A 13,483-nucleotide genomic window follows, 5' to 3' on the forward strand; every position below is an offset into this window, starting at 1 on the left:
TACGCGTAACAATCACCACTGAATTCCCCAATCTACGATAATTTCCCACTATGTATGATAGTGGTTAACAAAACATTTTTATTTTTAAAAGGGGTTAATAAAATTATTTTTTGGAAATCGTATATTTAAAGTTATTGACGAAATAAGTTGCTTTGCACATAGAGAGACATCCATGCTGTTTCTATTATTTTTTTAAAATTATAATAGACTATTTCAAATTCCTTTTTATAATTATAGTATTTATTTACCGGGCTTTAAATGTCTTCATTTTATTATAATGGAAATGAAGAGTAAAACACAGTTATTGCCCTTTAAAGCTGGTTGTGTTCGCAGATGTTTTAGGGAAGGCTAAAAAAGCTTAATTATATTAAAATAATGGTCTGTTTTCTTCAGACAGATAACAATTTAAGAACGTGCGTAATAGTGCGAATGCGAATTTGGGGTTAGTGTAATCAAGGAGTAATGAGTATGAAGTCGCGGGAAAGTATGGTGCGATTGAAGATGTTTCAAGCACGCGAGAAGCGTCGTGAAATTGCACAGCTTGAGATGATGATCACGGAGTTTGAGCGAATGGTGTTAGAGCTAGAAGCCCAAATTACGAGTGAAGAACGTAAATCTGGAAATAGTGATATTCATCATTTTGCTTATTCAGCTTTTGCACGTGCAGCGCGGCAAAGGCGTGATAATCTTATAAATTCGATTCGTGATTTGCAGCTTAGGAAAACAAATGCTGAAATTGCTCTATATGAAATTGATACAGAATTGCAACGCGCACAGCTTCTTGATGTGCGGGAAGGTACAACAGCGGTAGATGATAACAGTACTTTAATTCAATCCAATTCAATGACTGGATGATAAAAGCAGTCATTGAAAAATAGACTCTTGAAGATTTATGTGCAAAGGCAAAAAACAGCCAGATCTCTATGAAATCTGGCTGTTTTAAGTAGTCATTTTAGCTGTGATCCAATTATTATTAATAGCAGTTAGTGTCTATAATCTTGGATCTTAGTCGTCCGTAATCCAGCTAAGCCGTGTTCATCGATTAAACTTTGCCATGAAAGAAATTCTTCTACAGTTAAGCTATAGCGTTGACACGCCTCATCAAGACTTAACAATCCACCTCTGATAGCTGCAACAACTTCGGCTTTGCGACGAATCACCCAACGCCTTGTTGTTTTTGGCGGCAGATCGGCGATTGTAAGTGGACTTCCATCTGGCCCAATAACATATTTCGTTTGTGTTTTTGTCAAATCAGTCATTGTATTCTTCTGTCTTTGGTCAAGGATTTGACTTATTGATAAAACAGGAACCTTTAAAAAAAAGCTAAGCATTTTACATATTAAAAGAAAAAATAAATGAAATGAATTGTCATCTAAAAGATATGGGATAATGATAGAATAGTCTATCATAATGTTTTTATAGGATTTTTTATAAAAGGGCAAAAAACATTTTTTGTATTTTAATTTGTGTTTTTTTTGCTTTAGCTGCTTTTTTAAAAGTGAGACTATTGGTTGTGGAAAGAATAAAAAAATAATATAAAAAAACGATAAAGAGTGTCCATAAAGTATTCCCTAATATTACACATTTTAAGTAGAGAATAAATGTATGTCTTTAAATAGTCTTGATTTGCCGGGGCGTCCTGAAAATTCCCGTATAGTTGTTGCAATGTCTGGTGGGGTTGATTCGTCGGTTGTTGCAGGTCTCTTAAAAAAAGAAGGTTATAATGTGGTTGGGATTACACTGCAGCTTTATGATCATGGTGCTGCAACACATCGTGTAGGTGCGTGTTGCGCTGGTCAAGACATTGAAGATGCTCGTCGTGTGTCGGAGATGTTAGAAATTCCTCACTATGTTCTTGATTATGAAAGGCGGTTTCGTGAAGCTGTAATTGATCCTTTTGCAGAAAGTTATGCACATGGAGAGACACCTGTACCGTGTGTGGCGTGCAATCAGACTGTCAAATTTGCTGATTTATTAGCGACTGCGCGCGAACTTGGTGCGGATGCTTTAGCAACAGGTCATTATATTCGCAGTCGTTCTCATGGTACGCATCGAGCACTTTTTCGCCCTATCGATTCTGAGCGTGATCAAAGTTATTTTCTTTTTGCAACGACACAAGAACAGATTGATTATTTGCGTTTTCCACTTGGAAGCCTTCCCAAAGCGCGTGTTCGTGAAATAGCGGCAGAAATGGGTCTTGTTGTTGCCAATAAACATGACAGTCAGGATATTTGTTTTGTTCCGCAAGGAAAATATTCTGATGTTATCACAAAGTTACGACCAGAAGCGGCAAACCCTGGAGTTATTGTGCATATTGATGGAAAAATTTTGGGCAAACATTCGGGAATTGTCAATTATACTGTTGGTCAACGACGTGGTATTGGTGTCGCAACGGGGGAAGCGCTTTATGTCGTTTATCTCGATGTGGAAAATGCGCGCGTTATTGTTGGTCCACGTGAAATGCTGGAAACACGTAAGCTTTTTTTGCGTGACGTAAATTGGCTTGGAGATGAGCGGTTAGACAATTTTCCTTCCGATGGTATTGAGGTAGCTGTAAAGGTTCGTTCAACGCGTCCTCCACATCTGGCTCGTCTACATTATAAAGAGGGAATTTTTTCTGTTGACTTGTTGGAATGTGAAAGTGGTGTGGCTCCAGGGCAGGCGTGTGTTTTTTATGATGAAAATAGTAATGATGCACGTGTCCTTGGGGGGGGATTTGTTACACATTCAAAACGTGCTGCTGGTGCTGAAATGATGTTGCAACGCGTTTTATGTAATTTAGAAACAAAAATTGCTGCTCCTTCTGAATTTAAAACAAACGTTTCTTGCAAATAAAATATACATGCTCGTGAGATATTTTTATAATTTTGGGTGTTATTGCTTTTTACAAAGCTTATTAGAATCGGCAAAATGTGTTAGCGTGAGATCTGATACTGTGGTGATATTGAGGTCATCAAAGCCGTAAGCTTAAGTCATAGGGATGTACAAATTTTCTGATTGTTGCAAAGCATGGGCTGGAAATCCGTCATCTTCTGTCAAAAATAAGTGTTATCTGTTTTTTTTTACTTTTGCTTGTTTGAGGAGCGTGAACTAGAAGGAAAAAGCGCATAAAGATGAAAATCTACGTCATTTAAAGCTTTTATAATGTTGTTTACGTTAGCGTTTTGTATATAGGGATATCTTTAAGAGAGGCATTGGCAAAAACTATAATTTATTTGCAATAAAAACGGATTGCATGAGGTTTTGTCAATGATAATGCTTTACTGACAAAAGGTAGCGGTGGCTTTGCGAAAATTACTCTCATATCATCATGATTAAAGATACCATATGAAACCAGAATTAAAGCTTTTTCTGGAAAACTTTGTAAAAAATTTTAATGATAGAAGCGTTTTGCGTTTATCAATACCCAATATATCACGGTGAACATGGAAGCCTGCATGTAATATTATTCATAATTTTATGGAACGCGATAAATGAGATATGTAGACTTTGTTTCTTCTAAAATAGGTCTAAGTTTGGGAAGGCATTTTACCGCTGTAAATAATAAGCAGAGCAAAAAATTCTTTCAAACGCAATAACGCTGATAATATCATTTTGCCTTCGGTAATAAATGAATGTTTCCTCCTAACAGATTCTTTTGTGAATGTCGTAATAGTCTTTCAAGATGTGAGCTACTTACTGGTTTTGCGGATTGTTGTTGTTTAAAATTCATAGAGAAACTTTTAGTATTATTTTTTCAAATTTCTAGATGGAGAATATTTATTTTGGTTCTGAATAAAGGGAAGAAAAAAATTCATTATTTTAAACCTATGATAGAATTTGTATTGACAAAATACAATCATAGGTATAGTTTACAAATACCGGGTGCGGTACATTGTATTCGTATCGGGCATGGGGTCTTAGGTCCCCGCTATTTCCTAAGTCCTGTGTGCCTTTACTTGGTAAGGGAAAAGAATCTGGGTCCCCCAATGCCCAGATTCTTTTTTTAGGGTGGTTATCCTTTTTGTTGTTTCTAAAAATATTTTTTAAGGTTTTTAACGATCTCAATATTTTTATAAGTAAAAGGAGCAAGGTTGCAACGGAATGTGGAGCAGCCTTTTTGCAATGTTGATTGGTGTAATTTTTATCTAAAAGATTGATAAATGATGCGTCAGTGTGATGCATTTTCATGACAATATGAGAAAATAATAGATAATTTTTCTTGGGAACTGATTGTTTTTTTTAATAATATCCACATTATTGATATCTGTTGCGTTATGGTAAAGGCATTTTGAAAATAACAATAGGGGCGTGAGAAGTCGTTTTATTGTATTCTGAAGCTTTTGTGCTCTTGAGGAAATATGAGCGACGTGTCAGAACATCATAAAGTGTATAATTAAAAATGCTATAACTATTCAGTTTTAAAGCAGAGTTTGTGGTTATGAATGTAAAAGTCAATATACAAAGCTTAACCCTCTATTCTATTTTTGTCGCTTGTATTGTTTTTGCTTTGAAATATTGGGCATATTATCTCACTGGTTCGGTTGCACTTTATTCTGATGCCTTGGAATCAATTGTCAATATGCTTGCAGCATTGGCAACATGGTTAGCTATTAAAGTGAGTATGAAGCCAGCAGATCAAGATCACCCTTTTGGACATCATAAAGCGGAGTATTTTTCTGCTATTCTTGAGGGAGTGTTGATTATCGTTGCAGCAGTTATGATTTTAAGAGAAGCATGGTTAGCTCTCTCGACTGTTGAGTTATTGCAAAAACCTGGAATATGGCTCGTTATTCATCTTGCTGCAAGTATTATAAATTACGCATGGGGTTGGATTCTTATTAGGCAGGGGAAAATCCACCGCTCACCAGCTCTTAAAGCTGATGGAATACATTTCATAACAGATTTTTTTACTTCATTTGGCATTTTGGTTGGTTTAATTGCTGCTTTTATAGGAGGATGGGCTATTTTGGATCCGATTTTGGCAGTAATTGTTGCTGTTAATATTCTTTTTCAAGGAGGAAAAGTTATTAACAATGCTGTTCAAGGATTAATGGATGTTGGAGTTGAATTAAGCGAAACTATGCGGATTCGTGATCTTATTTCCACAAATGCACATGGCGCGCTCGAAGTGCATGATTTGCGTACGCGTGTTGCAGGTAGAGTCACTTTTATAGAGTTTCATCTGGTTGTGCCAGCCACAATGCAGGTAGGAGAAGCACATCAGATTTGTAATAAAATTGAGAATGTACTTGAAAAAGAGTTTGACAATGTGCATGTTTCTATTCATGTAGAACCTGAAGATGAAGCTAAATTACCTCCTAGTACAACAGTTATTCCTTTGATATAAAGATTTTTTACTAATTATTTTTTGACTCAACGCTAAAGATCAATTTTTTCGGTACATATCATGTCATTTTTTTGATTGATAATATTATAACGTTGCAATTGGCAGTGCCATTGATGATGAGAGCGTTCAATGGCAAATAAGTTGAAACCAGCTGGTGGTTTTTTGTCACCGAAAGCTTGCGATGCGGAAGAAACTCCGATAATAGGAACTCTTCCCATTTTTCCTTCGATGATGTTTAGTGTGGGCAGATGGGTATGTCCGTGAAGAATGAGTTCGCATCCGTTATTTTTTATAACTTCTAGAAAACGTCCTATACCCCATAATTTTTTATGCCAATAAGTTGCATGATAAAAGGGGGGATGATGTATCATTACGACACGAAAAAGGTTACGTTCTGCAGCTTCATTTAAAAGTTGCGATAAAATTTTTGCTTGCTTTCTACCAAAATATCCAGAAGCCTGAAAAGGAGGTGTAGCAATAGCAGAAGAAGCACCTATAATGGCGATATTATCGCGAATACGCATATAAGGGAAGGGAAGATCATTTTTTTGAGGCAAATCACCTTTAATCCAAGGTTGAAAGAGTGCACATGCCTTTCGGAAGGTTCCACGAACGTAGGCATCATGGTTTCCAAATGTTAAAGAAATGTTTCGAGGATCACCTTGGTTAAGCAACCAAGTATGTGCTTGTTTAAATTCTTTATCTAAAGCAAGATTGACTAGATCACCAGAGATCACAATATGGTCAGGATTTTTCTCATTTAAGATATTTATTAAAATTTCTAAGACATTTGTTTCCATTTGCCCTTTACGCTTTTTTTGCCAATTAAGATAACCCGTAAGGCGCTTCCCAAAAAGTTCCAACAGGGAAGGTTGTGGCAAAGGTGAAAGATGTACATCCGATATATGGGCAAGATAAAACATAAACAATAGCATAGCGCTGAAAACAATTTAAGCAATAAAAAAGAGTATAGGAAGATTTGTATATTAGGAAAACAAGAGAAAGTTGTATAATGATAAGCGGTTTGTAAATAATGTCGGAAAGTTTTGGTAAAGTTTATATTTTGTTTTTAGGATTCCTAAAGGCTGAATAGTAGGTTATTATTTACATTCTTGGTGTATATTTAAAAACATGATAATGGCAGGCAACGTTTGCATGAAGTGAAGGAATTTTTTAAGATTTTGAATAGCTTTCGCGGTGCCACATACTGCTCAACAGTAAAAAACAGGTGATCAGTGCAAAAAAACCAGAAAAGGCGGAAAAATAAGATACATTGATTAAACGGGTTTCAGTTGCGTCTTTTAGAACAATTGAGTGGTCAAGCGGAGAGATTTGTTCTGTTTTCAATTGAAGCAATTTGATAGGGGGAAGATTAATATCTTCTTTTCCTTTGTCATGTAAACGCATAATGTGTCCGCCAGTGTGTTTACCGATGGGGGCTAACTTTTCTTCCGTTGAAATTAAGTCAGATAATTCGGGATTATCGAGTACTCCCATAGAAGAGAGTACTGTTAGATTACCATTTGTGATGGTAAAAATCCCTGTTTCATCGGTATTAATTGTTGTTGTAAATACACCTTCTTTTTCTTTAATAAGGGTGATAGTTTCTTTTTTTCCAGAAGGAAAGGTTACTTCAGCCGGCTCTGGTTGATCTTTAAGCGTTTGGCGACGAATTGTTAAATGGAGATGATCACTTGTGGTGCTCAATTTTTCTTCTTCAAGTTCTGGTTCTTTCATAAGCCAGTGAAAAATTCTACGATAAAGAGCTGCATAAGGTCCTCCACCTTCGAAACCTCGTGCCCAAAGCCAACTTTCGTCAGAGAGCAACATGCCTACACGCCCCTTGCCAACATGAGAAAGAAGCAAAAGTGGTTGCTCATCAGCTCCCTTCATGAGAGCGGTCATTTTGTCTGCATTTTGGATTGCAATTTGTCGTAGCCATTTTCCCCATTGAGACGCTGGATACGTGGGTGTTGCAAGATCCCGTGTAACGGGATGACGTTCACCCTCTCGTGTGATTGTAGGGCGAAAAGGTTTTTGAATAATAACACCATTTGGTAATGCGGGCAGAATACTTATCAAAGGCGTTTTAGCAAGCGAATATTCTTGGGTAAATTCAGGTCCCGTTACCATTAGTAATGCGCCACCATTTTGCACATATTGAGCAATATAATCATAATAAATTAATGGAAAAGCCGTAGAATGTTGATAACCATCAAGGATAATGAGATCAAAATTATCAATATCTTCAACAAATAATTTTGTTGTAGGAAATACGACAAGGGACAATTGGCTCAATGGCGTGTTATCTGCTTTACTGGGAGGACGCAGAATAGTAAAATGAACAAGATCAATATTAGAATCACCTTTTAAAAGATCTCGCCATGTACGTTCACCATTGTAAGGTGCTCCTGAAATGAGGAGAACGCGCAAATTTTCTCTAATACCTTCAATAACAGTTATAGCGCGGTTATTCTCAAAGCTTAATTCACCTTTGTGCGTATCGGTTGTCACTTGAATGATATTTTTTTCAGCATGGGGAAGAGTAATCTCAGTTTGAAAAATGGTTCCTGGGATGACTGAGTAATGGCCAACTTCTTGACCATTAACACTTACAATAATGTTTGCTTGCGTTGGCAAAGATTTTTTGGATTGGCCTTTATCTTCTACTAAAATAGAGAGCGTTTGTGGTCTATTGATTAGGGCAAAACGAGGAGGAGCAATGAATTTAATTTGACGATCAAATTCGTTTTGTTTTCCCGTTATGAGGGCATTGATAGGTGCTTTATGGTAAAGTTCTGATAACGGCGGAATGTCATGTACTTGTCCGTCGGTGATCAAAATTGTTCCTGCGTAGCGAGATGGTACTACATCGGATATAGCTTGCGTTAAGGCATGAAACAAATTCGTTGTAGACGCATATTGATTATTTTCAAGTCTTCCAGCATCAATAAAGCGTGGTTCAAATTGCGGATAGCGAGCCAATACATCTTTTAATTGCACAAGTGCTTCTTCACTATCGTTTGTACGTGTGCCAAATGTTTGGCTTTGACTGCGATCGATCACAACACCAACAGTACTTTTAAGTGGTTCGCGTTGCTCTTTTATGATCATTGGATTAAGTAAAGCAAGGATAAGCGAGGTCAATGCCAAAAGGCGCAATAAAGATCCTTTACGCTGCAAAATCAGACCAATAATGACAAAAAGAGTAGATATCCCTCCTAATAAGAGAATCCAAGTGATAGGTAAGAAAGGCTGAAAAGTTAAAAATGATATCATTGCCTTCTTTCTCTATTAAAGCGCTCCAATAATGCAGGAACATGCACTTGGTCTGCTTTATAGTTCCCTGTAAGCACATAGATAACAATATTTAATCCTGCACGAAATGCCCACAGGCGTTGCGTAGAATCATTGGAAATAAGTGGATATTTCCACATGCCATTTTCATCTAACGCCCAAGCTCCAGCAAAATTGTTAGCAGTGATAAATAGAGAGCTCACATTATCACCGGTAGTGAGGGCATTTTTATTTTTTTTATTCATTGATGATGATTCAGCCCACAAAGGAGAACCACGGTAGAGACCAGGGAAATCTGGCATAATATAAAAGGAACGTGCAACAACATGATCAGCGGATGCTGGTTCAATGGTTGGAATATTTAATCCCTTTAATATTGTTCGCAATCTTTGTGTCTCTGGGGTGGCATCTCCTTCAAGACTAAGATCAGTGCTTATTTGATCGCGCGTGTCAAATAAAACTGTTCCTCCATGTTTCATAAAATTATTGATTTTTTCAAGGCTTTTTTGTGTTGGTAAGGGACTATTAGCATCAATGGGCCAATAAATGAGAGGATAGAAAGAAAGTTCATCTTTATCGAGATCAAGTGCTACCACAGAGCCTGGTGAGAGCATTGTACGTTCCGCGATGAATTGGCTCAATGCTTCCAGCCCACTTTTACTTGTTGTATCGATTTCATGATTATTAGTTATGACATAACCAAGATGCGTTGCACCAGCTGCTTGTACTATGGCTTCATCGTCATTTTTTATAGTTTGTGCATGAATGACTGGTACATATAAAAATAAGGCGATAAGACCTGTTGTGAGGGGAAGCAAGAAAAGCATATTGCTTCGTTGATGGAGAAAAAAAGTACCTCCCATCCATAAAGCTAAAAAATTATCAAGGGCGAATAGTAAGATGGCTAATCCTAAAAGTGACCCAATGAGATGTTTCTCCTTTATATCGTAAGATAGAGGGGTCGCACTTAAGGAGGTCGGCAATGGCGATTGTTTTATCAAGCGCGACGAGTGATTTAAGAGATTAAGCGCATGAAGATTGTTTTTTGATCCGTAAAGCCCAGGTGGGGTATGATAAGAAGGCAAGGGAGGATTTTGCGCATCAATAACGAGAGGAATAACATGAGAAGGAGGTGTTTGCAGCCGACCATCACCGGTTAATGTTTTCCAAGGACGCATTGTTGTATTCATCTGTGTTGGATTTTTGTTTTCATAATTACTGAGTGTGATTAACTTTTGTAACATTTGTGCAAAAAAACCAGAAAGAGGGAGATTGGACCATGTGATGTCGGGCATAATATGAATAAGGATGAGTGTTCCTTTGCCACGACCGGCTGCTGTAATAAGAGGTGTTCCATCAGCAAGACTGAGCCATGTTTTTTCAAAAAGATCTGAACTGGGTTCTGCTAAGATTTGGCGCGATACTGTAACGTCTTCTGGGAATTGAAAGCCAAAGAAGATGCTATTTTTTGCGAAGGGTGCAAGTTTTTGCGGTTTTGCCCAAGACATAACACTCCCAAGCAGACGTTTACCAGGGCGTAGTGGTACTGGAAGTAGATTATCATGATGTTCTGTGGCACTCAAGTTTTCTCCTGCAAAGCGGATGAGTGTGCCCCCTTTATTTACGAAATCAGATAACTTTTGTTCTGCTTCTTTTGACATATTGGCAACGTCACCCATAATAAAAACAGAAGGGTTTTGTTGAAGCAAATGATCAATATCAACTGAAAGCTCTCTTCCTCCCGCTGTTATAAGCTGTGTATGATCTTGCAACGCCTTTATAATGTAATAAAATGGCGAAAGCAGGGGCTGAGCCATTTCATTTATGCTTGGTGATAAAAGAGCAACGCGGTTTATGCGATTACGGCTATCAACTAAGAAGGTTGCAGCAGCATAAGCATGGTTTTCGATTTTAATTGATGCGATATCATTGCGTAATTCAAGTGGTAAATTAAAGGGAATAACAGCTGTCTCTTCTCCTTCAAGAAAATTTTTCGTAAAATTTCCAAGGAATTGATTGTTTAAATCATAAAGATTTAAACTGACGACAGCTTTACCGTGTGTGGTTGCACGAATGATGTGCGCTTTGATATTTTCCCCATAGTTATCTATGGCTGTTATGCCAATTAAATCGGAAATATCAGTTGAATACCACAAAAATGTTTTTGGTTTTAATTGTTCGATGAGGGTAAAAGCCTGATCATCTTCGTTTGTGTATAATCCATCGCTCAAATATACAAGATCAAGAGGTTGGCTTTTGGTTTTTTCAATAAATTTTTTTAGTATCCGCACACGGTTAACAGGCCATGGTTTGGGTTGCAAATGCATTAAATGTTGTTTTACAGTTTTTGCAGGTAAGGGATCAATATTAAAAATATCGTTTTCAGCTGTGGCGAGAAAATAAATATTTTTTTTGTGCTTTTCTGCTTGTGCAAGGATGGTTTCGGCAACAGCAATACGTTTTTTCCATTCTTTTGCAGATGCCCAACCATTATCGATGATGAGCGCAAGAGGTTGAGATCCTGAGAGAGTAATAGGTTTTGGATTCCAAGTAGGCTGTGCTAAAGCGATAATAACCAGTGTTGCCATGGTTAAGCGTAATAACAATAACCACCAAGGTGCATGGTTTGCAGCTTCTTGCTGATTTGCTGTCTTAGGCAAAAAACGCAAAGGGGGGAAAAGCTCTTTGCGCGGAGCAGGAGGCATTATCCTTAAAAGCCACCAAATAATTGGTAGGGATAAAAGTCCTAATAAAAGTAGGGGGGCACCAAAACTCAAAGTGACCTCCTTGTAGAAAATGAAGAGTCGTTTATTTTATTTACAAGTTGTAAAATAACTTCTGTTAAGGACTGATCGGTTGTACTTACTTGATAGGTCCATCCTTGGCGTGCGCAAAAATTTTTCAATTCTTGTCGTCTTGCGTGGTATGATTTGTGATATTGTTCACGCAAATTTTCTGCTTTTTTCAAAATACGTTTTTCTTTTGTTTCAGGGTCAAGAAATTCTGTATGACCTGTGTAGGGAAAGTTTTCTTCTGCAGGATCTGCAACCTCAATTAAATGAGCAGTGATCTGTTTTGCAGATAAAGTTTTAAAATCTTGAATGATTTTTTCGGGAAAATCAAGAAAATCACTTATTATGATGACATGTGAAAAACGCGTAATGACTGAAAAATCTGGAAATGGATTATTTGCTTGATAATTTGTAAAAGCAAGCGCCATGCGTTCCACTACATTAGATGCTATTGTAGGTGGCATTAAATTGGGAATCGCAATATGTTCGCCGCTTCGCGCAAGAAGTATTGCTAATGCAAGAGAAAGAATGATGGCATGATCGTTCTTAGAATTTTTAGAAAAGCGTGAGCAATAATGCATGGAAGTGCTTTGATCAGGCCAAATCCAAACCGTCTGTGTCATTTCCCATTCATGTTCACGTAGATAAGTATGCTCATCACGCGCTGAGCGGCGCCAGTCAATGTGTGTAATGGATTCACCTTCAACATAAGGTCGAAATTGCCAAAAATTCTCTCCGTTACCGCGTTTATGTCGGCCATGTCCTCCTTTTATCAGTGTATTGGCGATCAAGCGTGCTTTTAAAAGAAAGTATGGCATTTTTGCCGCATCTTTATGCAGCTTTGCGGCGAGTGACAGTGGAGACTTTTTCAAAACTTTTTTGCCAATGGCCATTAGAGGACATCTTTCACAAGATTTTCGATAATATATTTTATGGTTATATCTTCAGCACGTGCAGAAAAATTAAGCGCCATACGGTGTTGTAATACGGGTTGAGCTAATTTTTCAACATCATCAAGAGAGGGAGATAAACGTCCATGATAGAGAGCGCGCGCACGAGCACAAAGTGAAAGCGCTTGCGATGCCCGAGGACCAGGACCCCAAGCAACGTAAGTATTGGCAAGGATGTTATCTTTATGAGGGCGTGCTGAACGAACTAGCTTTAAAATGGCTTCAACAACACTTTCTGAGATAGGCATTTTGCGGACGATTTTTTGAATTTTTTGCAGTTCTTTTGTCGATAAAACCGATTTTGCGCTTTGTTTTTTTGCAGTTGTTGTTTCTAAAATGATACGTCGTTCTGTTGTCAAGTCAGGATAGTCAATATCGATTTGCATTAAAAAACGATCTAGTTGCGCTTCAGGAAGTGGATAAGTTCCTTCTTGTTCAAGAGGATTTTGAGTTGCAAGTACATGAAAAGGTTTTGGCAATTCATAATGAGTGCCTGCAACGGTTACATGATATTCTTGCATAGCCTGTAAAAGAGCTGATTGCGTACGTGGAGAGGCACGATTAATTTCATCAGCCATAAGCAGTTGGGTGAAAATAGGGCCTTGAATGTAACGGAAAGAACGCTTACCATTTTCGTCTAAATCCATAATTTCAGAGCCGATAATGTCCGATGGCATTAAATCAGGTGTAAATTGGATGCGTTTTTCACTAATTCCCAATACGATTCCTAATGTTTCAACAAGACGCGTTTTTGCTAGCCCTGGAACGCCAACGAGAAGGGCATGCCCACCAGCTAAAATAGCTGTTAAAGCATATTCGATTACATGATTTTGGCCAAAAATAACTTTGTCAATTTCTTGTTGTAGAGTATCCAATTGTTTGTACGCTGTATCAATATCATCAATAGTTATTTGATCTTCATTACTGATATTGGCCGTCTCAATAGAATTGGATAATGTATCGCTTTGACTCATATTTTTTCCTTAGGGCATTTATCGCAACATTGATAATTTTTGCATGATAATGAACGTCCCATAATTTGTAGCAGAAAATGACAAGAAAAGAAGTATAATATTTTTTTGCATTTATGTGCAGATAGAAAATCCACTTTTTAA

At 37.5% G+C, this 13,483-nt stretch carries 9 protein-coding genes; 3 read left to right on the top strand and 6 right to left on the bottom strand.

The genetic code is table 11. From position 1 onward, the window contains the following. The first annotated feature begins 468 nt into the window (after window positions 1–468). On the top strand, window positions 469–855 hold the full coding sequence (locus V4B18_RS03445; protein WP_455476517.1) for a flagellar export protein FliJ: 387 nt from the start codon (window positions 469–471) through the stop codon (window positions 853–855). 128 nt (window positions 856–983) lie between these two features. Here the strand turns inward: V4B18_RS03445 and sciP are convergent, their stop codons facing one another. Further along, window positions 984–1,259 carry a CtrA inhibitor SciP gene (gene sciP, locus V4B18_RS03450; RefSeq protein WP_455476425.1) on the bottom strand — a complete coding sequence of 92 codons (276 nt, stop codon included), beginning with the start codon at window positions 1,257–1,259 and terminating at the stop codon, window positions 984–986. A gap of 346 nt (window positions 1,260–1,605) precedes the next feature. Here sciP and mnmA point away from each other — a divergent pair, with 346 nt between their 5' ends. Together mnmA and V4B18_RS03460 are read left to right on the top strand one after the other, a co-directional pair. After that, on the top strand, window positions 1,606–2,835 hold the full coding sequence (gene mnmA, locus V4B18_RS03455) for a tRNA 2-thiouridine(34) synthase MnmA (RefSeq protein WP_455476426.1): 1,230 nt from the start codon (window positions 1,606–1,608) through the stop codon (window positions 2,833–2,835). Window positions 2,836–4,420: 1,585 nt separating this feature from the next. After that, the gene (locus tag V4B18_RS03460) at window positions 4,421–5,329 is read left to right on the top strand and encodes a cation diffusion facilitator family transporter (RefSeq protein WP_455476518.1); all 909 of its coding nucleotides are present in this window, start codon (window positions 4,421–4,423) and stop codon (window positions 5,327–5,329) included. A 32-nt stretch (window positions 5,330–5,361) separates the two neighbouring features. Here V4B18_RS03460 and V4B18_RS03465 read toward each other — a convergent pair whose 3' ends face one another. The 5 genes from V4B18_RS03465 to V4B18_RS03485 form a co-directional block, all read right to left on the bottom strand. Next, window positions 5,362–6,264: a metallophosphoesterase family protein gene (locus V4B18_RS03465; RefSeq protein ID WP_455476427.1), complete on the bottom strand. Its 903-nt coding sequence runs from the start codon at window positions 6,262–6,264 to the stop codon at window positions 5,362–5,364. Window positions 6,265–6,502: 238 nt separating this feature from the next. Beyond that, window positions 6,503–8,608 carry a glutamine amidotransferase gene (locus V4B18_RS03470; protein ID WP_455476428.1) on the bottom strand — a complete coding sequence of 702 codons (2,106 nt, stop codon included), beginning with the start codon at window positions 8,606–8,608 and terminating at the stop codon, window positions 6,503–6,505. Next, window positions 8,605–11,403 carry a DUF4159 domain-containing protein gene (locus V4B18_RS03475; RefSeq protein ID WP_455476429.1) on the bottom strand — a complete coding sequence of 933 codons (2,799 nt, stop codon included), beginning with the start codon at window positions 11,401–11,403 and terminating at the stop codon, window positions 8,605–8,607. The genes V4B18_RS03470 and V4B18_RS03475 overlap by 4 nt, the downstream gene beginning before the upstream one ends. Then, window positions 11,400–12,311: a DUF58 domain-containing protein gene (locus V4B18_RS03480; RefSeq protein WP_455476430.1), complete on the bottom strand. Its 912-nt coding sequence runs from the start codon at window positions 12,309–12,311 to the stop codon at window positions 11,400–11,402. Before V4B18_RS03480 ends, V4B18_RS03475 begins: the two co-directional genes overlap by 4 nt. Then, the gene (locus V4B18_RS03485) at window positions 12,311–13,342 is read right to left on the bottom strand and encodes an AAA family ATPase (protein WP_455476431.1); all 1,032 of its coding nucleotides are present in this window, start codon (window positions 13,340–13,342) and stop codon (window positions 12,311–12,313) included. Before V4B18_RS03485 ends, V4B18_RS03480 begins: the two co-directional genes overlap by 1 nt. Window positions 13,343–13,483 lie beyond the last annotated feature (141 nt).

The organism is Bartonella sp. B17, assembly GCF_053795755.1.

Coding starts and splice junctions, on each gene's coding strand:
- V4B18_RS03470 (WP_455476428.1), bottom strand. CDS start 8,608: ATGATATCATTTTTAACTTTTCAGCCTTTCTTACCTATCACTTGGATT.
- mnmA (WP_455476426.1), top strand. CDS start 1,606: ATGTCTTTAAATAGTCTTGATTTGCCGGGGCGTCCTGAAAATTCCCGT.
- V4B18_RS03460 (WP_455476518.1), top strand. CDS start 4,421: ATGAATGTAAAAGTCAATATACAAAGCTTAACCCTCTATTCTATTTTT.
- V4B18_RS03445 (WP_455476517.1), top strand. CDS start 469: ATGAAGTCGCGGGAAAGTATGGTGCGATTGAAGATGTTTCAAGCACGC.
- V4B18_RS03480 (WP_455476430.1), bottom strand. CDS start 12,311: ATGGCCATTGGCAAAAAAGTTTTGAAAAAGTCTCCACTGTCACTCGCC.
- sciP (WP_455476425.1), bottom strand. CDS start 1,259: ATGACTGATTTGACAAAAACACAAACGAAATATGTTATTGGGCCAGAT.
- V4B18_RS03465 (WP_455476427.1), bottom strand. CDS start 6,264: ATGCTATTGTTTATGTTTTATCTTGCCCATATATCGGATGTACATCTT.
- V4B18_RS03485 (WP_455476431.1), bottom strand. CDS start 13,342: ATGAGTCAAAGCGATACATTATCCAATTCTATTGAGACGGCCAATATC.